At 70.1% G+C, this 26,897-nt stretch carries 22 protein-coding genes; 16 read left to right on the forward strand and 6 right to left on the reverse strand.

Translation table 11 applies throughout. The features are described 5' to 3' along the window. Positions 1-2,385, reverse strand: coding sequence for a penicillin acylase family protein (locus GGR64_RS11260; RefSeq protein WP_184645838.1), 2,385 nt, complete (start codon positions 2,383-2,385; stop codon positions 1-3). Between the two features lie 192 nt (positions 2,386-2,577). Here GGR64_RS11260 and bfr point away from each other — a divergent pair, with 192 nt between their 5' ends. The 10 genes from bfr (at position 2,578) to GGR64_RS11310 (ending at position 13,144) form a co-directional block, all read left to right on the forward strand. Then, a complete protein-coding gene (gene bfr, locus GGR64_RS11265) occupies positions 2,578-3,069 on the forward strand; it encodes a bacterioferritin (RefSeq protein ID WP_160965686.1) in 492 nt (163 codons plus the stop codon). Between the two features lie 584 nt (positions 3,070-3,653). Further along, positions 3,654-4,079, forward strand: coding sequence for a DUF2147 domain-containing protein (locus GGR64_RS11270; RefSeq protein ID WP_184645840.1), 426 nt, complete (start codon positions 3,654-3,656; stop codon positions 4,077-4,079). Between the two features lie 118 nt (positions 4,080-4,197). Beyond that, positions 4,198-5,091 (forward strand): TorF family putative porin, encoded by an 894-nt coding sequence (locus tag GGR64_RS11275; protein ID WP_184645842.1) that lies wholly within the window; start codon positions 4,198-4,200, stop codon positions 5,089-5,091. 3 nt (positions 5,092-5,094) lie between these two features. After that, positions 5,095-6,738, forward strand: a complete 1,644-nt coding sequence (locus tag GGR64_RS11280) for an FGGY-family carbohydrate kinase (RefSeq protein WP_184645844.1) — start codon at positions 5,095-5,097, stop codon at positions 6,736-6,738. After that, positions 6,725-7,366 carry a class II aldolase/adducin family protein gene (locus GGR64_RS11285; protein ID WP_184446781.1) on the forward strand — a complete coding sequence of 214 codons (642 nt, stop codon included), beginning with the start codon at positions 6,725-6,727 and terminating at the stop codon, positions 7,364-7,366. Before GGR64_RS11280 ends, GGR64_RS11285 begins: the two co-directional genes overlap by 14 nt. Positions 7,367-7,415: 49 nt before the next feature. After that, the gene (locus tag GGR64_RS11290) at positions 7,416-8,864 is read left to right on the forward strand and encodes an aminotransferase class III-fold pyridoxal phosphate-dependent enzyme (protein ID WP_184645845.1); all 1,449 of its coding nucleotides are present in this window, start codon (positions 7,416-7,418) and stop codon (positions 8,862-8,864) included. A 3-nt stretch (positions 8,865-8,867) separates the two neighbouring features. Then, positions 8,868-9,506: a hypothetical protein gene (locus GGR64_RS11295; RefSeq protein WP_184645847.1), complete on the forward strand. Its 639-nt coding sequence runs from the start codon at positions 8,868-8,870 to the stop codon at positions 9,504-9,506. An 84-nt stretch (positions 9,507-9,590) separates the two neighbouring features. Continuing rightward, positions 9,591-10,742, forward strand: coding sequence for an MFS transporter (locus GGR64_RS11300; protein WP_184645926.1), 1,152 nt, complete (start codon positions 9,591-9,593; stop codon positions 10,740-10,742). A gap of 122 nt (positions 10,743-10,864) precedes the next feature. Continuing rightward, positions 10,865-12,307 carry an aldehyde dehydrogenase family protein gene (locus GGR64_RS11305; RefSeq protein ID WP_184645849.1) on the forward strand — a complete coding sequence of 481 codons (1,443 nt, stop codon included), beginning with the start codon at positions 10,865-10,867 and terminating at the stop codon, positions 12,305-12,307. A gap of 165 nt (positions 12,308-12,472) precedes the next feature. Next, positions 12,473-13,144: a TetR/AcrR family transcriptional regulator gene (locus tag GGR64_RS11310; RefSeq protein ID WP_184645851.1), complete on the forward strand. Its 672-nt coding sequence runs from the start codon at positions 12,473-12,475 to the stop codon at positions 13,142-13,144. A 179-nt stretch (positions 13,145-13,323) separates the two neighbouring features. Here the strand turns inward: GGR64_RS11310 and GGR64_RS11315 are convergent, their stop codons facing one another. Then, positions 13,324-14,220: an SDR family oxidoreductase gene (locus GGR64_RS11315; RefSeq protein ID WP_184446776.1), complete on the reverse strand. Its 897-nt coding sequence runs from the start codon at positions 14,218-14,220 to the stop codon at positions 13,324-13,326. 97 nt (positions 14,221-14,317) lie between these two features. Here GGR64_RS11315 and GGR64_RS11320 point away from each other — a divergent pair, with 97 nt between their 5' ends. Further along, on the forward strand, positions 14,318-15,211 hold the full coding sequence (locus GGR64_RS11320; RefSeq protein WP_184645853.1) for a helix-turn-helix transcriptional regulator: 894 nt from the start codon (positions 14,318-14,320) through the stop codon (positions 15,209-15,211). 105 nt (positions 15,212-15,316) lie between these two features. On the opposite strand, the gene GGR64_RS11325 is transcribed toward GGR64_RS11320, so the two are convergent. The 3 genes from GGR64_RS11325 to GGR64_RS11335 all read right to left on the reverse strand — a co-directional run bounded on the left by GGR64_RS11325 (position 15,317) and on the right by GGR64_RS11335 (position 19,380). Continuing rightward, positions 15,317-16,210 (reverse strand): hypothetical protein, encoded by an 894-nt coding sequence (locus GGR64_RS11325; protein WP_184645855.1) that lies wholly within the window; start codon positions 16,208-16,210, stop codon positions 15,317-15,319. Between the two features lie 65 nt (positions 16,211-16,275). Further along, complete coding sequence (gene parC / locus GGR64_RS11330; RefSeq protein ID WP_184645857.1) at positions 16,276-18,519, reverse strand: DNA topoisomerase IV subunit A; 2,244 nt, start codon at positions 18,517-18,519, stop codon at positions 16,276-16,278. A gap of 57 nt (positions 18,520-18,576) precedes the next feature. Beyond that, complete coding sequence (locus GGR64_RS11335; RefSeq protein ID WP_184645928.1) at positions 18,577-19,380, reverse strand: helix-turn-helix transcriptional regulator; 804 nt, start codon at positions 19,378-19,380, stop codon at positions 18,577-18,579. Between the two features lie 222 nt (positions 19,381-19,602). Between GGR64_RS11335 and GGR64_RS11340 the strand changes: the two genes are divergently transcribed. The 5 genes from GGR64_RS11340 to GGR64_RS11360 all read left to right on the forward strand — a co-directional run bounded on the left by GGR64_RS11340 (position 19,603) and on the right by GGR64_RS11360 (position 26,079). Beyond that, positions 19,603-20,052, forward strand: coding sequence for a MarR family transcriptional regulator (locus GGR64_RS11340; RefSeq protein WP_160965704.1), 450 nt, complete (start codon positions 19,603-19,605; stop codon positions 20,050-20,052). 10 nt (positions 20,053-20,062) lie between these two features. Beyond that, the gene (locus GGR64_RS11345; protein WP_184645859.1) at positions 20,063-21,550 is read left to right on the forward strand and encodes an efflux transporter outer membrane subunit; all 1,488 of its coding nucleotides are present in this window, start codon (positions 20,063-20,065) and stop codon (positions 21,548-21,550) included. 10 nt (positions 21,551-21,560) lie between these two features. Next, positions 21,561-22,742 (forward strand): efflux RND transporter periplasmic adaptor subunit, encoded by a 1,182-nt coding sequence (locus tag GGR64_RS11350; RefSeq protein ID WP_160965708.1) that lies wholly within the window; start codon positions 21,561-21,563, stop codon positions 22,740-22,742. Between the two features lie 8 nt (positions 22,743-22,750). Then, entirely contained in the window at positions 22,751-24,328 is a 1,578-nt protein-coding gene (locus tag GGR64_RS11355; protein WP_160965710.1) for a DHA2 family efflux MFS transporter permease subunit, read from the forward strand. A gap of 218 nt (positions 24,329-24,546) precedes the next feature. Further along, on the forward strand, positions 24,547-26,079 hold the full coding sequence (locus tag GGR64_RS11360; RefSeq protein WP_184645861.1) for a GDSL-type esterase/lipase family protein: 1,533 nt from the start codon (positions 24,547-24,549) through the stop codon (positions 26,077-26,079). A gap of 74 nt (positions 26,080-26,153) precedes the next feature. Here the strand turns inward: GGR64_RS11360 and GGR64_RS11365 are convergent. After that, the coding region (locus tag GGR64_RS11365; RefSeq protein ID WP_184645862.1) for an IS110 family transposase at positions 26,154-26,897 on the reverse strand (744 nt) is incomplete at its 5' end.

The following is a 26,897-nucleotide window of genomic DNA, read 5'->3' on the forward strand; positions in this document are numbered from 1 at the left end:
TCATTGTGGCGTGGACGGGCTTAATGTCAGCGTGTGCCGGGTTTGACCGGGCAGGAACTTTGTGGCGCGGCCCTGCACCCAGTCGGCGTGGCCGGCGCCCCAGAACGGCGACAGCGGATGGCCGCTCTGGCCGCCCGGCATGTGCACGATGCCGTCGGCCTCGTGGCCCGGCGCCACCACCATGCGCTCGGAGGCGCCGAAGGCCGGGCGCTGCACCCGCGGCATGTCGTCGTCGCCCGCCAGCGGCGTGTCCGGCATGCACAGCCAGCCACGCAGCGGCGCCGGCAGGCCCTGCGCCAGCGGGTGGCAGATCGCCGCACGGTTCTGCTGGCCCCAGCGGCGCGTGTCCAGCGGGCCGTCGGCCTGCAGCGTCGTGCGCACCTCGGCGGCGGCGTCCTCCAGCAGCGCCTGCCAACTGCCGTAGCGGCGCGGCAACAGGTGCAGGGGCTGTTGCTGCAGCAGCGGCCAGGCCACGCCTTCCAGTTGCGGCAGCGGCGGTGGCGCGGCATCGGCGTCCGATCCTGTCCGGGCCGGCGCGATCAGGCCGTCGCGGATCCGGGTCAGTACCGCCAGGCGCCATGCGCGCACCAGGGTGTAGCTGACCGAGCCGGTGCTGGCGCGGCCTTCCCAGTGCGCGGCCGCCTGCGCGACGGCGTGCAGCGCCGGCGTGGCCGCGCCGGCATCGCGTTGCCGTAGCAGTGCCCACCAGCGCTGCAGGAACAACGCGCGGTCGTCGAGCTGGATCGCCAGCAACTGTTGTTCGTCGAGATGCGGGTGCAGGCGCAGGTCGTCGCGGATCTGCTGCGCGCGCGCGCCCAGCGCGTAGCCGCCGTCGCCGATCGGGGCCAGTTCGGCGCCGCCGACCACGCGAGCGTTGGCGGTCCACAGTTGCCCGTCGGCGGGATCGATGCGCTGCGGCGACTGGGTGGTGGACAGCGGCCATGGCGCGCAGCGGGCCTGCGCCGGCACCGTCGCGCGCACGTCGTGCATCACCGCATCGGCCGCGCAGTGCGGGCCGCGCAGCGGCAGCGGGCCGAGTACGCGCCAGCCGATGTGGCCGTCGCGGTCGGCCAGCACCAGGTTCTGCGCCGGCGTGGCGATGGCTTGCGCGTGGGCGAAGGCGCTGCCCAGCGTCTCGGTGCGGGCGAAGTCGGCCAGGCCCAGGTTCAGCGCACCCGGCAACTGCGCGGCCCAGCGCAGCGCCAGCGCGCTGCCGTCCGGCTCGTGCTGCAGGATCGGGCCGTAAGCGGTGTCCTCCACCTGCAGCGTGGTGTCGGGAGCGCCGGAGACGCGGATCAGTTCGCGATGCACGGTGACCGGCGTGCAGCCGGGTTGGGCCACGGCGGCGCATGGGGTCAGTCGGTACCAATCGGCGGTATCGGCATAGCTGTTGGTGAAGCCCCAGGCGATGTGGCCGTTGCTGCCGACGATCACTGCCGGCAGGCCCGGCAGCGAGAACCCCGACACCTCCACGCGGCCGCCCGGCGCCTGCGCATCGGCATAGCGCAGGCGCACCCGGAACCACAGACTGGGCGCGCGCAGGGCCAGGTGCATATCGTTGGCGACGATGGCACGGCCGTCGGCGGTGCGGCTGCCGGCGATGGCCCAGTTGTTGCTGCCGGGCGCGCTGGTGGCGACCGCTTCCGTCGCGGCCGGCGCGGGCGCGTCGGCCAGGCGGCGCAGATCGACCTGGCCGGCATCGGGCAGCACCGCGTCGCCGCGCACGCTGCCGTCCAGTGTCGCGTCCCAACTGCTGCCTTCGTGGCGCAGCAAGGCATACAGCGGCGCCGGCAAGCGCTGCTGCAGGCGGTACAGGTCCAGCTTGCGCTCGAGTTGCTTGCCCTGCAGATCGAAGTACATCGCCTGGCCGGCCAGCGCCGAATCCACCGGCTGCCAGTCGCGCGGCGTGGCGAACAGCATCAGGTACGGCCAGGGCCGCACCCGCAATGCGTGAAGGCCCTGGTTGACGCCGGCGCTGTAGGCCTGCAGCGCCGCTGTATGCGTGCCGGCGAACGTGGCCAGTTGCGCGCTGCTGCGGGCGCGCAGGCGCTGCGCGCGCCGCGCCTTGTCCACGCCCAGCGCATGTGGGCCGACCAGCTCGGACAGTTCGCCGGCGGCGGCGCGGCGCAGCAGGTCCATCTCGAAGAAGCGTTCCTGCGCGTGCACGTAGCCGAGCGCGCGCATCGCATCGGCCTCGTCGGCGGCATCGATGGTGACCACGCCCAGCGCGTCGCGCTGGATGCTCGCCGGCGCCCGCAGGCCTTGCAGCGGCGCGGTGCCGTCGAGCGTGGCCAGGCTGCCGCGCAGCAGCAGCCAGACGCCCAGCGCCACGGCCGCCGCCAGCAGCAGCGTCCCCAGCAGCAGGCGTTTCCATCGACCGCGCATCGTCTCTCTCCGGATAGGCAAGTCTCCGATTCTAGACACGAGTGCGTGTCGTTCCCGCGTAGGTGCGGCGCGCTGTGCGCGGGGTCACGCATCGCGGACGTGCGAGTCGGGATGTGAATGATTCCGATTGGAACGCGGCGTGGCGGCATCGGGCACTATGGCGCCCTCAGTCGACCCCACGGAGCCCGCCCCATGAAGGGACACCCCGACGTTGTGCAATGCCTCAAGGAGCTGCTGCGCGGCGAACTGGCCGCGCGCGACCAGTATTTCATCCACTCGCGGCGTTACGAGGACCAGGGCCTGCAGGCGCTGTACGAGCGCATCAACCATGAAATGGAAGAGGAAACCGAGCACGCCGATGCGCTGCTGCGGCGCATCCTGTTCCTGGAGGGCGACCCGGACATGCGTCCGCATGCGTTCGAACCCGGGCGCACGGTCGAGGAGATGCTGGAGAAGGACCTGAAGGTCGAGTACGAAGTGCGCGCCAACCTGGCCGCCGGCATGAAGCTGTGCGAGCAGCACGGCGACTACGTCAGCCGCGACGTGCTGCTGGCGCAGTTGCGCGACACCGAGGAAGACCATGCGTGGTGGTTGGAGCAGCAGCTTGGCCTGATCAAGCGCATCGGCATGGCGCTGTACCAGACCTCGAAGATCGACGGGCACGTGTCCGGCAAGGACGCCTGATCCAGGCGCGCGCCTCCCGCCTGCGGGAGGCGCCGATGCGTTGAGCGGGAGCTTCCCGCCACCGCGGCCGCGCCATCGCCGGCTGCTTGCGACCGGTCGATCGTACCCGTCGCCATCTCTCTCGTTGGCCCGCATCGGCACTGCCGCACTCGCGGGCGATGCGTGTCATCGATGTCGTCGCGTTGGTCGCTGCAGCCAGACTGCAGCGAACGCGGACCAACCTCGCTTCCCTGGTCATTTCGTGCCGTTGCCGACCGTGTTCGGCTGCGCACGCGTGGCTGCGTTGTCCGAGGACGTGCGATCGACGGATTCAGTCGGCCTGAAGGGTTGGGACACGGCCACAAAGCGCACCGAGCCACTTCGAAGCCCCCGCTGGCTGCTGTTGCAATGCCGCAAAAAACGGCCGGCGCCGGCATGGCGCTACGCACGGAATCCCTTGAAATCCAGGCATTTGCGCGCCTCGTCAGGTCCGCGCCAAGCGCCGTACCGGCAATGCTTGCAAAACAGTAGTGATCGCTATACGGTAGTTTTCACTACTGAATTGCGCGATGGCGAGGGGGCGTTCGATGCAGGCGAATCTGGAAATGAAGCGGTACGGCGCGGTCGGTGCGTTCGTCGCGGGATGGCTGCTGGTGCCGGCCGCGGCGGGCGCCGCACCGGCCGCGGCGCAGGGGCTGTGGCTGACCGCGGCCAAGGATGCGGTGGTGGAGTTCGCGCCTTGCGCGGATGCGGCCAGCGCCTTGTGCGGGCGCATCGTCTGGGACAAGGACGCCGGCACCGCCACCGATACCTGCGGCGTGCAGATCGCGCGCCTGGGCCGCGAGGACGGCGACACCTGGCGCGACGGCTGGGCCTTCGATCCGCGCAGCGGCAAGCGCTACAAGGCCACGCTGCGCGCCAGCGGCAAGTCGCTGGACCTGCGCGCCTTCGTCGGCGTGGAAGTGCTCGGCGAGACCGAACGCTTCACCCGCGTGCAGGCGCTGCCCAGCACGCCGGTCTGCGCCAAGTAGTTGACTCGCCGCGCGCGCAACGCGCCGGCGCCATCGACGTGCGGGGCCGACGACGGCCACCGCACGTCCCACCTTCCTCAGCGAACCAGGGGAGATTGAGATGACGGCAGTCCGCTTCATGGCGACCCTCGCGGGCGCACTGGCCCTGCACGGCGCGTGCTGCGCCCAGGCCCACGCCCAGCAGGCCGAGACCGATGGCATGGTCAACTACGAGTTCCAGAACCAGATCAAGCTGATGAGCGAGCAGCGCACGCGAGGCGTGTCCGACTCGCTGATGCGTCCGTCGCTGAAGTGGACCACCCAGTTCGTGCATGCCAGCGGCTTCGTTGCGCTATTGGAGGTGGCCAAGGTCAGCAAGAAGCAGTTCCTCGACGGCGACGGCCTGGGTATCACCGCGGCGGCCGGCTACCGCTTCGGCAATCCCGATGCCTGGCATGCCGGCGTCGGCCTGGCCACCGAGCGCTTCCCCGGCGCCAGCTTCCTGGCCCCGCATCGGATCGATCTGCAGACCGGCACGCCGGCGGATGTCCGCCGCACCGACTACGACAGCAATTTCGGCGTGCTGGAACTCGGCTACGGCGCGATCGAAGGCCGCGTGCTGTACGTGTTCTCCAAGACCTACCGCGGCGCCGACACCGGCGGCGTGTGCGCGCAGATCCTGCAGTTCGCCGCCGACCCGACGACGGCGCTGCGCTGCTTCGCCCGCGGCGAACATGACTCGCGCGGCACCCTGCTGGGCGATCTCAACTACCAGACCCCGCTGCTGCCGTCGGTGCTGCCGTCGACCACGCTGCGCCTGCACGCCGGCTACCAGAAGCTGCGCAATTTCAGCGAGGGCAGCTTCGCCGACTACCAGATCGGCGTCACCCACAAGCGTTGGGGCCTGGACTGGAACCTGGACTGGGTCAGCACCCGGGTCAACGCGCACGAACTGTACTGGGTGCAGGACGGCGGACGCATCCGCAAGACCGACGGCGACACCCTCGTGGCCTCGATCGGCTACACGTTCTGACCCATGCGCAGCGAACTGCTCGATGCCGACCGTGGCGGCGACCAGCCGCTGGTGCTGGCGGTGGATCTGGGAACCTCCGGCTGCAAGTGCGCGCTGGTCACGCTGGACGGCCAGGTGATCGCCTGGGCGTTCGAACCGGTGCCGCTGCACGTGCACGGGGTCTGTGCCGAGCAGGATCCGCGCGACTGGTGGAACGCGCTGCTGGTCACCGCCGCGGCGGTGCTGCAAGGGGGCGAGGCGCTGCGCCGGCGGGTGACCGCGGTGTGCTGCTCGACCCAGGGCGAGTGCACCGTGTGCGTGGACCACGACGGCCAGGCGCTGGGCAACGCCATGCTGTGGCTGGACATGCGCGGGCAGGCGGCGATCGCGCGGCGCCTGCGCGGGCGTTGGCTCAACGTGCGCGGCTATGCGCCGCTGAAGCTGCTGCGTTGGCTGCGCCTGAGCGGCGGCGCGCCGGCCGGCAGCGGCAAGGATTGCGCCGGCCACATCGCCTACCTGCGCGACCACGAACCGCAGCGCTACCAGCGCACGCACAAGTTCCTCAACGCGCTGGACTATCTCAACCTGCGGCTGACCGGGCGCTTCTGCGCCACCGCCGATTCGGTGCTGACCACCTGGGTCACCGACAACCGCGACCCGATGCGCATCCGCTACGACGATGGCTTGCTGCGGCTGCTCGGCATCGAGCGCGACAAGCTGCCGGACCTGGTGGCCTCCACCGAGGTGCTGGGGCCGCTGCTGCCGCAGGTGGCCGCGCAACTGGGGCTGTCGCCGCAGACCCGGGTGATCGCCGGCGCCATCGACAACTCGGCGGTGGCGGTGGCCGCGGCGGTCGACGACTATGCCGCGCATCTGTACCTGGGCACTTCGTCATGGCTGGGCGCGCACGTGCCGCGGATGAAGACCGATGTGTTCAGCAACATCGCCGCGGTGCCGTGCGCGGTGAGCGGGCGCTACCTGGCCACCGCGCTGCAGTCCACCGCCGGCGCCAACCTGTCGTTCCTGCGCGACCGCATCCTGTTCCATCCCGATGAGTTGCTCCGCGACGAGGATCGTCCGGACGTGTACGAAGTGCTCAACGTCATCGCCGCGCGCGTGCCGCCCGGGGCCAATGGCCTGGTGTACATGCCGTGGCTGTTCGGCGAGCGCACCCCGGTGGAGGACCACAGCCTGCGCGCCGGGCTGGTCAACCTGTCGCTGATGCATACCCGCGAGGACATCATCCGCGCCTTCATGGAAGGGGTGGCGTTGAACACGCGCTGGATGATGGAGCCGTTCGCGCGCCTGCTCGGGCGCGATCCCGGCGTGATCGCCGCGGTCGGCGGCGGCGCGCAGTCGGACCTGTGGTGCCAGATCATCGCCGACGTCGGCGGCCAGCCGATCCGGCAACTGCACAACCCGATCCAGGCCAATGCGATCGGCGCCACCTTCATCGCCGGCGTTGGCCTGGGCCGGCTGCGCTTCGCCGACCTGCCGGCGCTGCAACGCGCGCGCCGGGTATACGAGCCGTCGCCGCGCAACCGCGCGCTATACGACGACCGCTATGCGACGTTCCGCGAATTGCAGCGCACCCTGGCGCCGATCTACCGGCGCATGAATCCCGCTCCCGAGTGCGTGCCGGAGGTTCCCCAGCATGTTTGCCCATGAACAACGTGCGCGCGTGGTCGCGCTGTGCGTGGAGTTGTCGCGGCGCGGCTACCTGGCCGGCACCGGCGGCAACGTCGCGCTGCGCCTGGACGCCGAGCGCTTCGCGGTGACGCCGTCGGCCACCGACTACCTGGCGATGCGCGCCGAGGACATCTGCGTGGTGCGCCTGGCCGATCTGCGGCAACTGGACGGTGCCGCCACGCCGTCGGTGGAGACCGGGCTGCATGCGCAGGTGCTGCGCCGCCGGCCCGACGTGGCCTGCAGCATCCACACCCATCAGCCGGTGGCCAGCGCCTGCGCGCTGCTTGGCGCGGCGCTGCCGGTGGAGGACACCGCGTTGCAGGCGGTAATCGGCGCGCGCGTGCCGATGGTCGGCTACTTCCCGTCCGGCACCGGGTTGCTGGCCTGGCTGCTGGCGCGGCAACTGCGCCCGTCGCGCAACGCCTATCTGATGCGCAACCACGGCGTGCTGTGCTGCGGCCGCAGCCTGGAACAGGCGGTGGCGGCGGTCGATGCGCTGGAGCAGGTGGCGCGCGATCACCTGGCACGCCGCATCGAACGCCGCGCGCTGCACGACGCCGGAATGGCTGCGCCGTTGCGCGCCGTCCTCACCGCACTGGAGGCCTGAACCCATGCACGCCCTTTCCGTTTCCGTTCCCCCGAACCCGGCACCGACCATGAGCCAGACTCCCGCCATTTCGCAATGGCCCGATGTGGACCAGCTGTACGCGCGTTTCCATGCACTGGTGAACCAGCCGATGCGCCCGATCGGCGCCGCCGGCATGGCCAAGGTGATGCGCTATTTCGACGAGCGCTGCCAGGGCTCCAGGCGCCTGGGCGAGGCGGCCAAGCAGGTGATCCCCGGCGGCGTGCAGCACAACCTGGCGTTCAACCATCCGTTCCCGCTGGCGATGCACAGCGCCGAGGGCGCGTACCTGACCGACGTGGACGGCAACCGCTACATCGACTTCCTGCAGGCCGGTGGTCCGACCCTGCTCGGCTCCAATCCGCCGGAACTGCGCGAGCACGTGCAGGCGGTGCTGGACCAGTGCGGCCCGGTGACCGGCCTGCTGCACGAGTACGAGGTCAAGCTGGCCGAACTGGTCTGCGCCAGCATGCCGGCCGTGGAGATGCTGCGCCTGCTCGGCTCCGGCACCGAGGCGGTGATGGGCGCGGTGCGCCTGGCCCGCACCCACACCCGCAAGAAATGGATCATCAAGATCGGCGGCGCCTACCACGGCTGGAGCGATCAGCTGGTGTACGGCATGCGCCTGCCGGGCACCGGGCGCATGGAGGCGATCGGCATCCCGCGCGGCGCCACCGCCTACACCCAGGAATGCCATCCCAACGATCTGGAGGCCTTGCGCCGCAAGCTGCAGTTCAATCGCCTGCGCGGCGGCACCGCGGCGGTGCTGCTGGAGCCGCTGGGGCCGGAGAGCGGCACGCGGCCGGTGCACCACGACTACAACCGGCAGGTGCGCAAGCTGTGCGACGAGTTCGGCGCGCTGCTGATCTTCGACGAAGTGGTCACCGGCTTCCGGCTCGGCCCGGGCGGTGCGCAGGGCTACTTCGGGGTGCTGCCGGACATCACCGTGCTCGGCAAATGCCTGGCCGGCGGCTATCCGATGGCCGGGGCGATCGGCGGCCGCCGCGAGGTGATGATGAGCCTGGTCGGCGGCATCGGCACCACCGCGCGACGCGCCTTCGTCGGCGGCACGCTGTCGGCCAATCCGCTGTCCTGCGTGGCCGGCTACCACGCTTTGCTGGAAGCGCAGCGCAGCGACGCCGCCGGCCAGGCCGGCCGGGCCGGCGATCGCCTGCGCCAGGGCCTGGAGGCGATCATCCGCCGTCTCGGCCTGCCGTACGTGGTCTACAACATGGGCTCGATCGTGCACCTGCAGACCTCCGGCGTGCTGCTGCTGGACACCGGCAACCTGTACAAGCTGTGGCGCGTGCGCAACGAGGCCAAGGAGCGCAAGCACATGATGGAGGAGATGGGCGCGGCGTATTCGGCACACGGGCTGATCACCCTGGCCGGCAGCCGCATCTACACCAGCCGTGCCGATACCGACGCGGTGGTCGACGAGGCGCTGAATCGCTTCGACGACGTATTCAAGCTGGTGTAGCGCATGCCCACCGTCCCGCAAATCGAAGCGCTGTGGCTGCACACCCGCGAGCGGCTCGTGGCCAAGCGCCTGCTTGGCGACGATGCGGCAGCGCTTTCGCTGCGCTGCCCAGGCACCACGGCGATGTGCTGCGGCGCGCTCGACGCGGAGCGGCCGCAGTGGCTGGACTGGCGCGACCCGGCGATGCCGGCGTCGGCGCAGGTGCACGCGCAGGTCTACCTGCGGCGTCCCGATATCGGGGCCAGCGCCTGGTCGGCCGGCGTATTCGGCAACCGCCTGGCCGACGTCGGCGGCGTGCTGCCGCAGGTGTTCGACGAGCAGGCCCGGCACATCGGGCCGATGCCGGCGCCGCTGGCGGCCGCGGACGCCTTGGCCGGTGCGCCGTCGCAGATCGGCAACGCCCTGCTGCTGGGCGGGCGCCCGCTGTGCCTGGGGACCAGTGCGCAACGGCTGGCACTGAACGTGGAACTGTTCGAAAAGTGCGCCAAGGCCTATGTGCTTGCCGCGGCCACCGGCGGGCAGGTGCGGGAACTGCCATGGTGGGTGCGGCGCATCGCCAACGGGCGCTTGCGCAAGGACCAGGCGCGTACCGCTGCGGCCTTTGCCGCAGGCGAACTGCCGGCCGAAACCACCGGGTATTGAGGAATCGCTGCGATGACCGCCACGCCCTCTCCAACGTCCATCCTGCCCGCGGCCGCGCAGGCGGCGCGTCCGCTCGCCGCGGCCTTGTCGATCGGCGCCATCGCCCTGCTGATCCTCGGCGTGCAGCCGATCGTGCTCGGCGCGCTGGTCGAACAGCACCTGATCACCCTGCCCGGGGTGGGCGTGGTGGCGATGGGCGAGATCATCGCGTTGGGCATCGGGGTGGCGCTGGGGGATGCGCTACTGCCGGTGTCCTGGCAGCGCAACACGGCGATCGTGGCGGCGCTGCTGGCGGCGCTGCTGAACCTGGCCACCGTGCAGGCGCAGGGCGATGCGGCCTTCGTCGCCCTGCGCGCCATCGCCGGCCTGGCCGAGGGCCTGCTGGTCTGGGTGGCCACCGTCAGCATCGTGCGCGCGGCCACGCCGGACCGGATCACCGCGGTGTTCATGGTGCTGCAGGCGCTGGCGCAGATCGCGCTGGCGTCGGCGCTGGCGCTGTGGGTGTTGCCGGCGGCCGGCTGGAAGGGCGGTTTCGTCGCGATGGCCGCGACCTGCCTGCTGGTGCTGCCGCTGGCGGCGGCGCTGCCGGCGCCGGCGCGCCTGGCCCCCGCAGCCACTGCCCACTGCGCGGCGACCGCCACCGCCAGGCTGCGCTGGTCGCCGGCGACGCTGGCGCCGTTGTTGGTCGCCTTCCTGCAGATGTCGGCGATCGGCGCGCTGTGGGCCTATCTGGAGCCGCTGGCGCTGCGCGCGGGGCTGGATGCGCACGCGGCGCAGCTGCAGACCTCGTGGGTGCTGGGCATGCAGATCGTCGGCGGGCTGGCGGCGATCTACTGGGTGCGCCGGTTGTCGGTGACGGCGACCCTGACCCTGGGCAGCGTGGCGCTGTGCCTGGTCGCCGCGGCGATGTACCGGGTTCCCGGCAATGCGGCGCTGGGCTTTGCCGCGGTGTGCGTAGCGTTCGGCTTCGCCTGGATGTTCCTGATGCCGTTCCATGTGGGTCTGGCGCTGCGCGCCGATGCGCAGGGGCGGGTGGCGGTGCTGGTGCCGGCCGCGCAGTTGATCGGATCGGCCTGCGGGCCGTTGCTGGCCTCGCTGCTGCTGCACGCCGACGATCCGGCGCCGGTGCCGCTGGTCGGCCTGGGATTTGCGCTGGCCGCGGCGCTGCTGGCGCTGTGGATCGGCCGGCGGCAACACCGTCCGGCCGTCGTGGAGGCTGGATCGCATGCGCGGTGATGGTGGCCGTGTGAGCGCGCTGGTCGCCATCGCGACGCGCGCCGGCAGGCCGCGCGTGGTGCAGGGCAGGATGCTGCCACGCACAGGGCGATGGCCGATGTCCGACAAGCAGGAGCGTGGCGATGTCGCCTGAGCCCGTGCAGGACACCGCGCCGGAGACGATCGCGGCGCTGTTCGCCGCGCAGCAGGCCACCGCGCTGGCCTGGCGCAACTCTTCGGCGAACGCACGGCGCGCACATCTGCGTGCGCTGCGCGATGCGCTGCTGGCGCGGCGGCAGGCGCTGATCGCGGCCTTCGCCGCCGATTTCGCCAAGCCCGCGCTGGAAGTCGAATTGACCGAGGTGTTGCCGGTGGTCGACGAGATCGCCACCGCCATCGCGCACTTGCCGCGCTGGATGCGTCCGCGCAAGGTCGCGCCGACCCTGCTCGCCCTGGGCACGCGTGCGCGCATCGCGTTCCAGCCCAAGGGCCGCTGCCTGATCATCGGGCCCTGGAACTACCCGGTGGCCACCGTGCTGGGGCCGCTGGTGTCGGCGCTGGCCGCCGGCAACACGGCGTTGATCAAGCCCTCCGAGTTCACCCCGCAGGTCAATGCGGTGCTGCAGGCGGTGCTGGAGGAAGCGTTCGCGCCGGAGGAGGTGGCCCTGGTGCAGGGCGGCGCGGCGACCGCGCAGGCCTTGCTGGCGTGTCCGTTCGACCATGTGTTCTTCACCGGCTCGGCATCGGTCGGCCGGCAGGTGATGGCCGCGGCAGCGCGGCAGTTGACCCCGGTGACACTGGAGCTGGGCGGCAAGTCGCCGGTGATCGTCGACCGCAGCGCCGACCTGCGCCGTGCCGCCGAGGTGATCGTCTGGGCCAAGCTGGTCAACGCCGGGCAGACCTGCATCGCGCCGGATACCTTGTTCGTGCATCGCGACGTCAGCGCGCGCCTGCTCGACCACTGCCGCGCCCTGCTGGCGCAGCGCTACGGTGCCGATGCGCAGGCGGTCGCCGCCAGTCCGCACTTGGCGCGCATGATCCACCCGGCGCATGCGGCGCGCGTGGCCGCACTGATCGACGAGGCGCGCGCCGGCGGCGCGCAGCTGCTGGCCGGTGGCGAGCACGACGCGGGGCGGCGCTACGTGGCGCCGACGCTGCTGGCCCAGGTGCCAGCGCAGGCGAAGATCGCGCAGGAAGAGATCTTCGGTCCGGTGTTGCCGGTGATCGAGTTCGAACGTCTCGACGACGTGCTCGACCGCCTCGACGCCGCGCCCAAGCCGCTGGCGCTGTATCTGTGGAGCCGCGACCGCGCCGGCATCGCCCGGGTGCTGTCGCGTACCAGTTCCGGCAGCGCGGTCGTGAACCATTGCCTGCAGCAGTTCGTGCACAGCGGTTTGCCGTTCGGCGGCGTTGGCGCCTCGGGGTTCGGCAGCGCGCACGGCGTACACGGTTTCCGCACCTTCTCGCACGAGCGCGCACTGCTGCAGGGCGGCCGCCTGCCCATCGTCAAGGCATTCTTTCCTCCGTACAGCGCGTTGCAGCAGCGGCTGGCGGCCGGCCTCAGCGCTTGGCTGGCGCGGCGCTGAGCGGCGTTACCGGTGTGCCAGGTGCGGGCGCGGTAAGATGCGATGTCGGCGCGTGCAGCGACCTCGCGGCGCAGTCCGCGCACCCATTGCCGCGGCGATGCGTGCCGTGAGGCTGGCGTAGTGCCGCCACCGCGGCGCCTGCCGCTTCACCACCATCGAGATCCCATGCCCGCCGACACGCCGCGTCCTCCCGCACCGCACCGCCCGCGCCTGACCGGGAACAAGGTGCCGGCCCAGCATCGCGCCACCGAGACCTACGAACAGATCCTTTCGGTCACCGCGCAACTGCTCGGCGACGTTGGCGTGGAGCGGCTGTCCACCAACCTGGTGTGCGCGCGTGCCGGGCTGACGCCGCCGGCGTTGTACCGCTATTTCCCCAACAAGTACGCGCTGCTGTCGGAACTGGGCCGGCGGCTGATGGAGCGGCAGAACCAGCTCATCCCCAAGTGGATCACCCTGCCGGCGATGAGCGGCACGCGCGAGGACCTGCAGCGTGCGCTGGCCGGATTGGTGCTGGATACCTACCGCGTCACCAAGGCGACCGAGGGCGGAGTGTGGGTGCTGCGCGCCCTGCGCGCGGTGCCGGCGTTGCAGCAGGTGCGCCTGGATTCGCATGCGCAGGTGACCAAGGGCCAGGTGCGCTTCCTCAGCGAGGCCTTTCCCGACGCCGATCCGCGCCAGTTGCGACTGGTCAGCCGCATCGTGGTCGACCTGATCTACGCCACCGTGGAACTGTTGTTCGACACCCGCCTGAGCGCCCGCGCGGTGGCCGACACCGTGGCGGCGATGATCGCCAGCCATATCGAGCAGCTGCGCGATGGAGCATCGGCTGGGTGAGCCTCGGCTGCGGTTCCTGATGTGGGCTCCTGCTTGGCGCACGCGGCCAGGGAACCGAACCGCAAGGCGCGGCAGCCGACGTCGCGAACCACGCGTCGCCACACGGCCGCCAGCAGGCGAGGCGTCAGCGCACAAGGCGCGGCGCCTGCAACTTGGTACGCATGCCGCTGCGGCCGCGATCAGGGCGCGGCGGCGAACGTGCCTTCGTCGAGATCCGCGATCAGCGTGGGGCCGGTCGGCGTCCAGCCGAGCCTGGCCTGCGTCAGCGCGCTCGAGGCCGGCATGTCGAGTTGCACGAACATCGCCATCCAGCCGAAATGCGCGGCCGCCTCGCCCGGCGCGATCGACACCACCGGCAGCTTCAGGCCGCGCCCGAGCGCCTCGGCGATCTCGCGCATGCGCACGCCTTCCTCGCCGACCGCGTGATAGCGCGCGCCGGGCTGCGCCTTCTCGATCGCAAGACGATACAGCTGCACCGCGTCGGACAGATGGCCGGCTGGCCAGCGGTTGCTGCCGTCGCCGACATAGGCGACCACGCCCTTGTCGCGCGCGATCGCCACCAGCGGCGTGATCAGCCCTTGCCGGTACGGGGTATGGACCTGCGGCAGCCGCATCACCGAGACATTGACGCCGGCCTCGAGCAAGGCGTTGCCGGCCTGCTCGGAGGCGATGCGCGGATTCGGGTGCGTGGCGTTGAACACGTCCTCGCTGGCCGGCGCACCGTGTTCGCCGCTGCCCACGCCCGTTCCCGAGGTGATCAACAGCGGGCGATCGGAGCCCTTCAGCGCCGCGCCGAGCGCCGCGATCGCGCGTTTGTCCTTCTCGCAGTTGGCGGCGAAGTTGCTGAAATCATGGTCGAACGCCGCATGGATCACGGCATCGACCTGGGCGGCACCACGCTCCAGGCTGTCCGGATCCTCGAGCGTGCCGTGGTGGACCTCGGCGCCGGCCGCGCGCAGCGCCTGCGCGCCGGCCTCCGATCGGGTCATGCCGAGCACGCGATGGCCGGCCTGGAGCAGTTCGGGAACCAGGGCCGAGCCGATGAAACCAGTCGCGCCTGTCAGAAAGATACGCATCGTGAACTCCATTGGGTCAGTGCGAGCGACTCTCCGGTATTCGCTTATCCCGTTAAAGTAGGGACATCATCGTAGTAAAACGATTAACAGGCTTGCCATGAATTCCGATCCAGCCAATTCCCTGGGCGACTTCCTGCGCAGCCGGCGGACCCGGCTCGACCCCGCGAGCTTCGGCTTCTCCGGTCGTCGGCGCACGCCGGGCCTGCGCCGCGAGGAAGTCGCGCAGCGCGCCAACATCAGCCCGACCTGGTACACCTGGCTCGAACAGGGGCGCGGGGGCGCGCCGTCGGCGCAGGTGCTGGAGCGCATCGCCGGCGCGCTGCTGCTGACCGAGGCCGAACGCGACCACCTGTTCATGGTCGCGCTGGGGCGCCAGCCTGAGGTGCGCTACCGCGCGGTGACGGGCGTCGCCCCGCGGCTGCAGCGCGTGCTCGATGCGCTGGAAACGAGTCCGGCCATCGTCAAGACGCCGACCTGGGACGTGGTGGCCTGGAATCGCGCGGCGGCCGTGGTGCTAACCGACTACGGCCAACTGCCGGTCGGCGAGCGCAACATCCTGCGCTTCCTGTTCTGTCATCCCGCCACCCGTGCCAAGCAGCACGATTGGGGCAGGGTGGCACGCTTCGTGGTGGGTGCGTTTCGTGCCGACGTGGTGCGTGCTGGCGTCGCGTCGGACGCGGCAGCCCTGGTGACCGAACTGTGCGCGCTCAGCGCCGAGTTCGCGGCCTTGTGGCACGACCACGAGGTGCTGAGCCACGGCGAGGGCGATGGCGAAAAGCGTCTCAGGCATCCGCTGCTCGGCGATATCGCGCTGGAGTACTCGGCCTTCGCCGTGGAGGGCCGGCCGGACCTGGGCATGATCGTCTACACGCCGGTCGACGCCGATGTGGCCGTGCGCATTCGCGCACTGGCGACCGCGTATGGTGCAGCCCAGGCGACGCGGACGGACGCGGCGCTTACACGCGGCGCTTACATCGGTGTGAATCAGTGAAACGCGGCTTCAGCCGCGACACGCTGAGCCATCGCGGCTGAAGTTGCTCCTACGATAAAAACGGACCTGCTGGCCGACGCGGACAGTGTCGACCCGCTCAATGCCTCACCAGGAAGCGACGACGCTGCCCTTCTTGACCAGTTCCACCTTTTCGTTCGCACTGTTGTAGCGCAGATACACGCTGCCGTACTTCTCGAGGATGATGCGCTGATTGGCATTCATTCTCAGACTGTTGTCGCCAAGGTCGATGCCCATGTTGTAGGTGGACTGGTCGAAGTTGATGCCGACATTGCCTAGCGCGCCGCTGTCGAAGTGAATGCCGTTCTGCCAGCCGTGCGTGCCTGGCTGGATCTGGATCGCATGCGTGCCGGCAACGCTCGAGCCAGGCGTGTTCAACAGATTGAGGCCGATCGTGGAACCGCCGTTGGTGTAGGAGGTCAGTTCGCCGTTGAACAGGATGCTGGTGCCGTGCGTTGCGACGTTTTGTCCCGCGATCCCGTCGTAGCCGTGGAACAGTTCGCTGTGGAAACCCGCCAGCCACGGCGAACCGGTGCTGCGCTGGAACGCGCGGACCGTGGCGCCCACGCTCTGCGAACTGTTCTGGGTCGCGCTGGGATGGGTGGTCGCATTGAGCTGGATGTAGAGCGGCCAACTATAGGAGTTCTGTTGGTCGGACTCGGAGATCAGCGACAGGATCTCGTTGGTGTAGCCCGGGCCGACATTGGACGCATCGCGCCGGCCCCAGCGCACCGAGGTGTCCAGCGCCGGCGTGGACACCGGCGTGCTGGAGAAATCCATGTACTGGCTCAGTTGTTCGCCGACGCTGGTGATGGCACCGGCACTGGCGACTACCAGGGCGGCGACGCCGAACAGCAGCACCCGGTTGACGGTCACGGCACGGCGCAGGCGTTGATCCTTGGCCTGGAGTTGTTGCTCCAGCCGCTCCACCCTGGCCATCAAGGAAGCGTCATTGTCGGCATTGATCACGTTCTCGTTCATCGTTACGGTCCTTCGTTGAGATGATTGCCATGCCGGCTCTGGACGTTCGTCCAGCGAAGCCGCGCTTACTCCACCGCCAGATCGTCGACCTTCTGCCAGCCGCGCGGCAGCAGCCCGCCGCGGCTGGCGCGGGCGCCGAGGTAGGCGTCCAGGTCCTTGAACGACAGCGACATGGTGCGCTGGCCGCTCTTCACCAGCAGGGTGTTGCCCGGCGCCACCGCGGCGATTGCCACCACCCGTTCGGTGCTGAGCTTGGCCTTGGGGATGTCGATGATCTTGTTGCCCTTGCCCTTGTCCAGCTCGGGCAGGTCGGCGACCGGGAAGGCCAGCAGGTGGCCGGCGCTGGTGACCGCGACGATGCGGTCGCTGCCGGCGCCGCTCACCGGTGCCGGCGGCAGCACCTTGGCGTTCGGGGTCAGGTTGAGCATGGCCTTGCCGGCCTTGTTGCGGCTGGTCAGGTTCTCGAAGCGGGTGACGAAGCCGTAGCCGTGCGAGGACGCCAGCACCAGGCGGGAATCGCTCTCGCCGCTCGCCAGCGCCTGGAACGACGCGCCGGCCGCGGGCGAGAAGCGTCCGGTCAGCGGTTCGCCATTGCCACGCGCCGAGGGCAGGGTATGCACCAGGGTCGAATAGGCACGGCCTTCCGAATCCAGGAACGCCACCTGTTGCGTGCTGCGTCCGCGCACCGCGGCCAGCAGACCGTCGCCGTCGCGGTAGGACAGCGCCGCCGGGTCCACGTCGTGGCCCTTGGCCGCGCGGATCCAGCCCTTCTCCGACATCACGACCGTCATCGGCTCGCTCGGCACCAGTTCGGTCTCGTCGATGGCCTGGGCCGCGCCACGCTGCACCAGCGGCGAGCGCCGCGCGTCGCCGAACTTCTTGGCGTCGGCCATCAGTTCGTCCTTGATCAGCTTCTTCAGCTTGGTCTTGCTGGCCAGCACCGCCTGCAACTGCTCGCGTTCCTTGGCCAGCGCGTCCTGCTCGCCGCGGATCTTCATCTCTTCCAGCCGCGCCAGCTGGCGCAGGCGCGTCTCCAGGATGTAGTCGGCCTGTTCCTCGCTGAGCGCGAAGCGCGCGATCAGCGCCGGCTTCGGCTCGTCCTCGCTGCGGATGATGCGGATCACTTCGTCCAGATTGAGGAACGCGACCAGCAGGCCTTCCAACAGGTGCAGGCGGCGCTCGACCTTCTCCAGCCGGTGGTTGAGGCGGCGCACCACGGTGTCGCTGCGGAAGCGCAGCCATTCCTCCAGCAGGGTCTTGAGGTTCTTGACCTGCGGACGGCCGTCCAGGCCGATCACGTTGAGGTTGACCCGGTAGCTGCGCTCCAGGTCGGTGGTGGCGAACAGGTGGCCCATCAACTGGTCGGCATCGACCCGGTTGGAGCGCGGCACCAGCACCACCCGCACCGGGTTGGCGTGGTCGGACTCGTCGCGGATGTCTTCCAGCCACGGCAGCTTCTTGGCGCGCATCTGCTGCGCGATCTGCTCGATCACCTTGGACGGCGACACCTGGTAGGGCAGCGCCGTGACCACGATGTTGGCGTTTTCCTTCTGGTAGGTGGCGCGGGCGCGCACGCTGCCATGGCCGGTCTCGTAGAGGGTGCGCAGGTCGGCGGCCGGGGTGATGATCTCGGCGGTGGTCGGGTAGTCCGGGCCGCGCACGTGTTCGCACAGGTCGGCGACGCTGGCGTCGGGGTCGTCGAGCAGGCGGATCAGCGCGCTGACGATCTCGTTGAGGTTGTGCGGCGGCACGTCGGTGGCCATGCCCACGGCGATGCCGGTGGTGCCGTTGAGCAGCAGGTGCGGCAGCCGCGCCGGCATCCAGGTCGGCTCGTCCATGGTGCCGTCGAAGTTCGGCGACCAGTCCACCGTGCCCTGGCCCAGTTCGCCCAGCAGCACTTCGGCGATCGGGGTCAGCTTGGATTCGGTGTAGCGCATCGCCGCGAACGACTTCGGGTCGTCGGTGGAGCCGAAGTTGCCCTGGCCTTCGATCAGCGGGTAACGGTAGGAGAACGGCTGCGCCATCAGCACCAGCGCTTCGTAGCAGGCGCTGTCGCCGTGCGGGTGGTACTTGCCGATCACGTCGCCGACGGTGCGTGCGGACTTCTTCGGCTTGGCCGTCGCGTTCAGGCCCAGCTCGCTCATCGCATAGATGATGCGCCGCTGCACCGGCTTGAGCCCGTCGCCGAGGAAGGGCAGGGCGCGGTCCAGCACCACGTACATGGAGTAGTCGAGGTAGGCGCGTTCGGCGTATTCGCGCAGCGGCAGCTGTTCGAAACCGTGGAAGGCGGGGCGGGCGAGATCGGTCATGCGTGGGAAGTACCTATAGGGGGACGCGGCGCCAGGCGCCGCAGGTCAGCCGGTCGATTATCCGGATGCGGCCGGCGATGCCAAGCCGCGCGTGCCGCCGGCGCTGGCCAGGTAACGGGCCGGAGGATGGCCGAAACGGCCGCGGAAGGCGGTGACGAAGGCGCTGGGGCTGCTGTAGCCCAGCCGGAAGGCGGTATCGGCGACGCTGGCGCCATCGCTGAGCCGGCGCAGCGCCTCGGCCAGCCGCGCCTGCTGGCGCCAGCCGGCGAAGCCGAAGCCGGTCTCGTCGCGGAAGTGCCGGCTCAGGCTGCGCGGCGACAGCCCGGCCCAGTGCGCCCATTGCGCCAGCGAGCGGTCGTCGGCGGGGGTTTCCAGCAACTGGGTGGCGATGCGCAGCAGGCGCCGGTCGCGCGGCATCGGCAGGTGCAGGTGCTCGACCGGGGCGTTGCGGACCTCGTCCAGCAGCACCGCGCACAGGCGCTGCTGCTCGGCTTCCAGTTCCAGCGGCACGCCCCACTGGGTCATCCGCCGCAGCAGCTCCCGGAACAGGCCGTTCATGCCGATCACGCAGGTCCGCGGCGGCAGGTCGGCGCAGACGTCGGGGCGGATCAGCACCAGGTAGCTGCGCACCCGCCCGGACACCTGCACGGTGTGCAGTTCCTGCGGCGGCATCCAGCCGGCGCAGCCCGGCGGCAACGACCACTGGCCGTGCGCGGTGCGGGTGCCCAGTACGCCGTCCTCCACGTAGATCAACTGCCCGCGCACGTGGCGATGCCAGTCCACCTCGCGCCGCAGCGACACCGGCGAATGCGCCATGAACGCCAGCGCGGGCGGGCCATCGGCGCGTTCGAACCACTCCATGGCGCGCGGGTCCAGGGCGCTGTCGGAGCCGGCAGTAGCGGGGGTGGGGGTGGAGTGGGATGGCTCGATTTCGATATCCATTGTCCGGATTGTAATACCGAGCCATGGCCGCGCGCCGCTACAGTGCGTTCGCCGCCAGCGTTCCTCCGCTGCAACGCAGCATCTACTTTCCTTAGGGATATTTTCTTGACATATATTTCTAAATGAAAATAATAGGCGCCCATGAACTGCGCTCCCTCCCTGCCTGGCCCGCCGTCGTTCGGCCTGCTGCTGCGCCAGGTGCGTGACGGCCTGATGCGCCGTCTCGACCAGGCCATGGCCGGGCTGGAGCCCGACCTGGGCTTCAGCCACTACATCGGCATGAAGGCCCTGGCCCACATGGCGCCGTGCACCGCCAACGAACTGGCCCAGGCCATCGACCAGAACCCCAGCGCGGTGACGCGCCTGCTGGACAAGCTGGAAGACCTGGGCTGGGTACGCCGCGAGGCGCACGCGCAGGACCGCCGCGCGCTGCGGCTGGTGCTCACCGACGAAGGCCAGGCGTTGTGGCAGCAGCTCAAGCGCCGCGGCGACGACGCCATCGCCGACGCCTTGCGCGATCTGTCCGCCGAAGAGCGCGAGCACCTGTTTTCGTTGTTGGCCCGCGTCCGCGATTCCCTCAATTCGCCCTGAACCCGCCCACATGACTCTGTCTCCTTCTCTCTCCCGCCTGCGCCCGTTCGCGGTCGCGGCCCTCACCCTGGCACTGGCCGCCTGCGCCAGCAGCCGCGGCCTGGAACCGCAGGGGCGCCGGCTCGATGCCGATCGCCAACTGCACATCGGCAAGACCCTGGCCGCCGACGCCCTGGCGCCGGCGCCGTGGCCGCAGCAGGACTGGTGGAAGGCGCTGGGCGACCCGCAGCTCGACGCCCTGATCGCCGAGGCCCTGCAGGGCACGCCCAGCCTGGACGCGGCCGATGCGCGGCTGCGCCTGGCGCAGGCGCAGGCCGGCGCCGCCGATGCCGACCGCGGTGCCAAGCTGTCGCTGTCGGCCGGCTACACCGGCCTGCAACTGCCCAAGGGCCTGGCCGGCGACGAGATCGGCGGCAAGTACCTCCATAACGAACAGGCGCTGCTGGATTTCAGCTACGGCTTCGACCTGTGGGGCGGCAAGCGCGCGGCCTGGGAAGCGGCGGTGGACCAGGCGCATGCGGCCGAGGTCGACGCGCAGGCCGCGCGCCTGGACCTGTCGGCCGGCGTCGCCCGCGCCTACGTACAGCTGGGGTATGCCTGGCATCTGTACGACCTGGCCGGCGCCGAACTGGCGCGCTCGGAGAACAGCCTGAAGCTGGTGCGGCAGCGCCGCGATGCCGGCATCGACAACAACCTGCAACTGCGCCAGGCCGAAGCGCGGGTGCCGGCGGCGCGGCAGCAGCAGGCGGCGGCGCAGCAGCAGATCGACGAAGCGCGCACCGCGCTGGCCGCCTTGCTCGGCCGCGGCCCGGACCGCGGGCTGCAGATCGAGCGGCCGCGCCTGCTCGATCCGCAGGCCGCGCGGGTGCCCTCGGTGCTGCCCAGCGACCTGCTCGGCCGCCGGCCCGACGTGGTCGCCGCGCGCTGGCGGGTGGAAGCCGCCTCGCAGGGCATCCATGCAGCCAAGGCGCAGTTCTATCCCAGCATCAATCTGACCCTGCTGGGCGGCGTTGCCGCCACCAATCCGGGCGACCTGTTCAAGAGTTCTTCGGTGCTGGGCCTGCTCAGCCCGGGCGTGAGCCTGCCGCTGTTCGACAGCGGGCGGCTGCGCAGCCAGTTGGCCGAGCGCGATGCGCAGTACGACCTGGCGGTGGCCAACTACAACCAGACGTTGGTGGCGGCGTTGCGCGAGGTGGCCGATCAGGTCAACGCAGCGCGTTCGCTGGCCGAACAGGTGCAGCAGCAGACGCAGGCGCTGGAGACCGCGCAGGCCGCCTTCGACCTGTCGCAGCAGCGCTATCGCGCCGGCATCGGCAACTACCTGGACGTGCTCAGCGCGCAGCAGCAGTTGCTGGACGCGCAGCAGCGCCTGGCCTCGCTGCAATCCAATCAGATCCTGGTCTCGGTGCGCCTGAATCAGGCGCTGGGCGGCGGCTACGACGCCACCTCCGCCGCCGACGCGCCGAGCTCTTCTTCTTCCGCACCTTCGCATTCCTGAGATCGCTGCAATGAATCAGACAACGACCCCCGCTTCCCCCGCTCCCGCCACCAGCCGGCGCGGCAAGCTGCTGCGCGGCCTGGCCGTGGTAGTGGTGCTGGTGCTGATCGCGCTGGCGATCTGGTACTTCCTGGTCGGCCGCTGGCACGAGGACACCGACGACGCCTACGTGCAGGGCAACCTGGTGCAGATCACCCCGATGGTGGCCGGCACCGTGGTGCGCATCGACGCCGACGACGGCATGCGCGTGGAGCGCGGCCAGCCGCTGGTCAAGCTCGACCCGGCCGACACCGAGGTCGCGCTGCAGCAGGCCGAGGCCAATCTGGCGCGCACCGTGCGCCAGGTACGCGGTCTGTACCGCTCGGTCGAGGGCGCCCAGGCCGAACTGTCCGCGCAGCAGGTGACCCTGCAGCGTGCCCGCGCCGACGTGGCCCGCCGCGCCAGCCTGGTCGCCACCGGTGCGATCTCCGCCGAAGAGCTGGCGCATGCCCGCGATCAGCTGGCCGCTGCCGAGGCCGCGGTCAGCGGGTCGCGCGAGAGCCTGGCGCGCAACCGCGCGCTGATCGACGAAAACGGCGTGGCCGACCAGCCGGACGTGCAGGGTGCCGCCGCGCAGGTGCGCCAGGCCTTCCTCAACAACGCCCGCAGCGCCATCGTCGCGCCGGTGTCCGGCTATGTGGCGCGGCGCTCGGTGCAGGTCGGCCAGCGCGTGCAGCCCGGCACCGCGCTGATGGCGGTGGTGCCGCTGAACCAGGTGTGGGTGGACGCGAACTTCAAGGAAACCCAGCTCAAGCACATGCGCCTGGGCCAGCCGGTGGAGCTGGAGTCGGATCTGTACGGCGGCGCGGTGAGCTACCGCGGCACCGTGCAGAGCCTGGGCATCGGCACCGGCAGCGCGTTCTCGCTGCTGCCGGCGCAGAACGCCAGCGGCAACTGGATCAAGATCGTGCAGCGCGTGCCGGTGCGCATCGCCATCGACGCCAAGCAGTTGGAGCAGCACCCGCTGCGCATCGGCCTGTCGATGAAGGTCAACGTCAACCTGCATGACCAGAACGGCTCGGTGCTGCCGAGCAAGCCGGCCAGCGGCGTGCTGCTGGATACCGACGTCTATGCCCAGCAACTGCAGCAGGCCGATGCGGCCGTGAAGCAGATCATCCACGCCAACCTGCCCGACGCCGCCAAGGCGAACTGAGCCCGGCCATGTCCAACCAAGCAGCCGCTCCCGCCGCGCCCGGGGTTCCGGGCGCACCGGCCGCCGCGTTTCGTCCGCCCAGTGTGGCGTTGTGCACGGTGGGCCTGGCGATGGCCTCGTTCATGCAGGTGCTCGACACCACCATCGCCAACGTCTCGCTGCCCACCATCGCCGGCAACCTCGGCGCCAGTTCGCAGCAGGCGACCTGGGTCATCACCTCGTTCGCGGTCAGCAACGCCATCGCGCTGCCGCTGACCGGCTTCCTCAGCCGCCGCTTCGGCGAGACCAAGCTGTTCGTGTGGGCCACGCTGGCCTTCACCGCGGCCTCGCTGCTGTGCGGCCTGGCCCAGAGCATGGGCATGCTGGTGGTGTCGCGCGCGCTGCAGGGCTTCGTCTGCGGCCCGATGTACCCGATCACCCAGAGCCTGCTGGTGTCGATCTACCCGCGCGAGAAACGCGGCCAGGCGCTGGCCTTGCTGGCGATGATCACCGTGGTCGCGCCCATCGCCGGGCCGATCCTCGGCGGCTGGATCACCGACAACTACAGCTGGGAATGGATCTTCCTGATCAACGTGCCGCTGGGCATCATCGCCGCGACCGTGGTCGGCTCGCAGTTGCGCGATCGCCCCGAGCCGACCGAACGCCCGCGCATGGACTACGTCGGCCTGATCACCCTGATCATCGGCGTCGGCTGCCTGCAGGTGGTGCTGGACCTGGGCAACGACGAAGACTGGTTCAATTCGACCAAGATCATCGTGCTGGCCGCGATCTCGGCGGTGGCGCTGGCGGTGTTCCTGATCTGGGAACTGACCGACAAGGATCCGATCGTCGACCTGCGCCTGTTCCGCCACCGCAACTTCCGCGCCGGCACCATGGCGCTGATCGTGGCCTACGCCGCGTTCTTCAGCGTGTCGCTGCTGATTCCGCAGTGGCTGCAGCGCGACATGGGCTATACCGCGATCTGGGCCGGCCTGGCCACCGCGCCGATCGGCATCCTGCCGGTGATCATGACCCCGTTCGTCGGCAAGTACGCCTCGCGCTTCGACCTGCGGATGCTGGCCAGTATCGCCTTCATCTTCATGGCCGCCACCAGCTTCATGCGCTCGGACTTCAACCTGCAGGTGGATTTCCCGCACGTGGCCGGGGTGCAGTTGCTGATGGGCGTGGGCGTGGCGCTGTTCTTCATGCCGGTGCTGCAGATCCTGCTGTCGGACCTGGACGGGCGCGAGATCGCCGCCGGTTCCGGCCTGGCCACGTTCCTGCGTACGTTGGGCGGCAGCTTCGCCGCCTCGCTGACCACCTACCTGTGGGCCAAGCGCACGCAGCTGCACCATGCGCACCTGACCGAGCACATCTCCACCTACACGCCGGGCATGCAGGAACAGGTGCAGATGATGGGCAACGGCAGCCTGCAGAGCGGCGCGGCCTTTCTCAACAACACCATCAACCACCAGGCCTCGCAGATGGGCTTCAACGACATCTTCTACCTGCTGGGCTGGACCTTCCTCGGGATCATCTTCTTCCTGTGGCTGGCCAAGCCGCCGTTCGGCGGCGGTGGTGGCGCGGCGGCGGCCGGCGGCCACTGAGTCCGGGGTTCGGCCGGCGCGGGCTGCAGACAGTCCGCGCCGGTGATGCGATCGCGTCGCGTGCGTCCCATTGCACGCTGGCGTAGCGCCCGGCATGCCGTGCCAACGCTGCCGGCACGGCATGCGTGCCCGGCGTCGCGCTCCGGCGCGGGGCACTTGCCGCTGCTGCGGCCCGCACACCAGAATGCGGCTCTTCGCAGGCTTCGGCAGCCCCGCACATGCAGCGCTTTCTCCGCGCCCTCGGCGCCCGCTTCGCCGTATCGCTCCCGCGTGCGGCCGTCCTCTCGCTGCTCTGTCTCGCTGCGCATCCGGGCAGCGTCCAGGCCGCGCCGCCGCCCGCGGCCTCCCAGGTTCCGGTGACCCCGGCCGATCGCCTGCAGGAAGCCTGGTGGGCCGACCGTCATCAGCAAGTGCTGGCGCAGGTGCGCGCGCATCCGGATGCACCGCTGCTGCTGATCGGCGATTCGATCACCCAGAACTACGAGAAGGCGCAGGCGCCGGACCAGGACTTCCAGTCGACCTGGCAGACCTTCTACGGCAGCCGTGGCGCACTCAACCTCGGCTTCAGCGGCGACGCCACCGAACACGTGCTGTGGCGCCTGCAGCACGGCGAAGTCGACGGTCTGCGGCCCAAGGTCGCGGTTCTGCTGATCGGCACCAACAACACCGGCCGCGACGGGCACAGCGCCGCGGACACGGTGCGCGGCATCGATGCGGTGGTGGCCACGCTGGAGCAGCGCCTGCCACGCACGCGCATCCTGTTGCTGGGCCTGCTGCCCAGCGCGCTGTCGGCGCAGAAGAGCGCGCGCGATGCCGAGGTCAACCGCGCGCTGGCGGTGCGCTACGGCGACCATCCGCGCGTGGCCTATCTGGACATCGGCACGGTGTTCCAGCGCGCCGACGGCACGCTGGAGCAGGGCCTGTTCTACGACCCGCGGCAGCGTCCGGGTAGCGGCGCGCTGCACCCGGACACGCGCGGGCAGCGGCGCATGGCCGAAGCCATCGAGCCGACCCTGGCACGGCTGCTCGACGAAGCGCCGCGGGTGCCGCTGGACGCGATGACCGACATCGATACCGCACGCATCCCGGTGCCCTGGCTGGAGCAGGATTCCTACGACTGGTACGGCCGCCACCGTGCCGCGCTGGACGCGGCGCGACAGCTGCGGCCGCAGGTGGTGATGCTCGGCGATTCGATCACCCATTTCTGGGCTGGCGCGCCGCAGGCGATCCGGGTGAGCGGGCCGCAGGCCTGGCAGCGCACCTTCGGCGATGCGCGGGTGCTGAATCTGGGCTTCGGCTGGGACCGCACCCAGAACGTGCTGTGGCGGCTGCGCCAGGGCGAGGTCGACGGTCTGGCGCCGCGCTGGGTGGTCATCAACCTCGGCACCAACAATCTCGCCGGCACCGAACATGCGCGCACCAATACGCCGCAGGAGACCGCCGACGGCGTGGCGGCGGTGGTCGCCGACATCCGGCGGCGCCTGCCGCGCAGCCGGATCGTGCTGATGGGGATCTTCCCGCGCGGCTTCGCCGCCGATGCGCCGCAGCGTGCGCCGATCCTGGAGACCAACCGCCTGCTGGCCGCGCGCTTCGGTCACGACCCGCAGGTGCGCTGGCTCGACATCGGCGCGCGCTTCCTGCAGCCGGACGGCACGCTGCCGGCGGCGCTGATGCCTGATGGCACCCATCCCAGCGAAGCGGGCTACGCGATCTGGGGCGAGGCGCTGCGCAAGCTCGGCGTCGGTGGCTGAGGGAGCTTCGAGCAACGCGCTTTGCCGCGGCTCAGCGGGACGTGGCGTTGTCCTCGTAGATACCGTCTTACCCCCTAGCAGGCAAGGCCCCTTTTCGGGTCGAACGCGGTGCCCGATTTGAGGACGCCATAGGCGAGGTGCAGGAGCTTGCGCATAGCGGCGCACACGATCTGCTTGCCGGCTTTGCCGCGTTCGCTTAGCCGCTGTTTCAGCGCCCGGATGACCGGGTTGTGGGTCATGGCCACCAGGGCCGGCATGAACAGGCCCGCGCGCAGGCGGGGCGAGCCGGTGCGCGAGATGCAGACATGGCCTTTGCGGTCGCCCGACTCCTGCAGGCACGGATTCAGGCCGGCGAAGGCGGTCACCGCCGAGGCATCGGCAAAGCGCCTCACATCGCCAAGCTCAGCCAGCATCAAGGCCGCACTGGTGTCGGCGATGCCCTGGATGCTCACCAGTAACTCGCGTTGCCCCCGCAAGGTCGGATCCTGGTCGATATGGTCATCGATGGCCTGCTCGATCTGGGCGATGTGATGTTGCAGATCGGCCAGATGGACCTGGATCGAGTCCTTCACCTGGGCCGGAGCGACGTCCAGCCGGTTGCGCTCCATCTGCAGCATCTGTTGCAAGTCCTGGCGCCGGCGCACCAGTGCCTTGAGCTGCTTGAGCGCCGGCGGATCAGGGTGCCAACGGCGTAACTGCTCGCGGTGACGCAGGGCATAGCTAGCGATCAGCTTGGCATCGCTGCGATCGGTCTTGACCCGGCTGAGCTGGCTGCGTGCGTACGCGGCCGTCTGCGCCGGGTTGAGCACGCACACCCG

The sequence above is a fragment of the Xanthomonas sp. 3307 genome, from assembly GCF_014199735.1.
GTDB lineage: Bacteria > Pseudomonadota > Gammaproteobacteria > Xanthomonadales > Xanthomonadaceae > Xanthomonas_A > Xanthomonas_A rydalmerensis.

What these genes read in the sequence shown, in the direction of transcription:
- GGR64_RS11260 (WP_184645838.1), bottom strand. Translation starts at nt 2,385, where the DNA reads ATGCGCGGTCGATGGAAACGCCTGCTGCTGGGGACGCTGCTGCTGGCG.
- bfr (WP_160965686.1), top strand. Translation starts at nt 2,578, where the DNA reads ATGAAGGGACACCCCGACGTTGTGCAATGCCTCAAGGAGCTGCTGCGC.
- GGR64_RS11270 (WP_184645840.1), top strand. Translation starts at nt 3,654, where the DNA reads ATGAAGCGGTACGGCGCGGTCGGTGCGTTCGTCGCGGGATGGCTGCTG.
- GGR64_RS11275 (WP_184645842.1), top strand. Translation starts at nt 4,198, where the DNA reads ATGGCGACCCTCGCGGGCGCACTGGCCCTGCACGGCGCGTGCTGCGCC.
- GGR64_RS11280 (WP_184645844.1), top strand. Translation starts at nt 5,095, where the DNA reads ATGCGCAGCGAACTGCTCGATGCCGACCGTGGCGGCGACCAGCCGCTG.
- GGR64_RS11285 (WP_184446781.1), top strand. Translation starts at nt 6,725, where the DNA reads ATGTTTGCCCATGAACAACGTGCGCGCGTGGTCGCGCTGTGCGTGGAG.
- GGR64_RS11290 (WP_184645845.1), top strand. Translation starts at nt 7,416, where the DNA reads ATGAGCCAGACTCCCGCCATTTCGCAATGGCCCGATGTGGACCAGCTG.
- GGR64_RS11295 (WP_184645847.1), top strand. Translation starts at nt 8,868, where the DNA reads ATGCCCACCGTCCCGCAAATCGAAGCGCTGTGGCTGCACACCCGCGAG.
- GGR64_RS11305 (WP_184645849.1), top strand. Translation starts at nt 10,865, where the DNA reads ATGTCGCCTGAGCCCGTGCAGGACACCGCGCCGGAGACGATCGCGGCG.
- GGR64_RS11310 (WP_184645851.1), top strand. Translation starts at nt 12,473, where the DNA reads ATGCCCGCCGACACGCCGCGTCCTCCCGCACCGCACCGCCCGCGCCTG.
- GGR64_RS11315 (WP_184446776.1), bottom strand. Translation starts at nt 14,220, where the DNA reads ATGCGTATCTTTCTGACAGGCGCGACTGGTTTCATCGGCTCGGCCCTG.
- GGR64_RS11320 (WP_184645853.1), top strand. Translation starts at nt 14,318, where the DNA reads ATGAATTCCGATCCAGCCAATTCCCTGGGCGACTTCCTGCGCAGCCGG.
- GGR64_RS11325 (WP_184645855.1), bottom strand. Translation starts at nt 16,210, where the DNA reads ATGAACGAGAACGTGATCAATGCCGACAATGACGCTTCCTTGATGGCC.
- parC (WP_184645857.1), bottom strand. Translation starts at nt 18,519, where the DNA reads ATGACCGATCTCGCCCGCCCCGCCTTCCACGGTTTCGAACAGCTGCCG.
- GGR64_RS11335 (WP_184645928.1), bottom strand. Translation starts at nt 19,380, where the DNA reads ATGGAGTGGTTCGAACGCGCCGATGGCCCGCCCGCGCTGGCGTTCATG.
- GGR64_RS11340 (WP_160965704.1), top strand. Translation starts at nt 19,603, where the DNA reads ATGAACTGCGCTCCCTCCCTGCCTGGCCCGCCGTCGTTCGGCCTGCTG.
- GGR64_RS11345 (WP_184645859.1), top strand. Translation starts at nt 20,063, where the DNA reads ATGACTCTGTCTCCTTCTCTCTCCCGCCTGCGCCCGTTCGCGGTCGCG.
- GGR64_RS11350 (WP_160965708.1), top strand. Translation starts at nt 21,561, where the DNA reads ATGAATCAGACAACGACCCCCGCTTCCCCCGCTCCCGCCACCAGCCGG.
- GGR64_RS11355 (WP_160965710.1), top strand. Translation starts at nt 22,751, where the DNA reads ATGTCCAACCAAGCAGCCGCTCCCGCCGCGCCCGGGGTTCCGGGCGCA.
- GGR64_RS11360 (WP_184645861.1), top strand. Translation starts at nt 24,547, where the DNA reads ATGCAGCGCTTTCTCCGCGCCCTCGGCGCCCGCTTCGCCGTATCGCTC.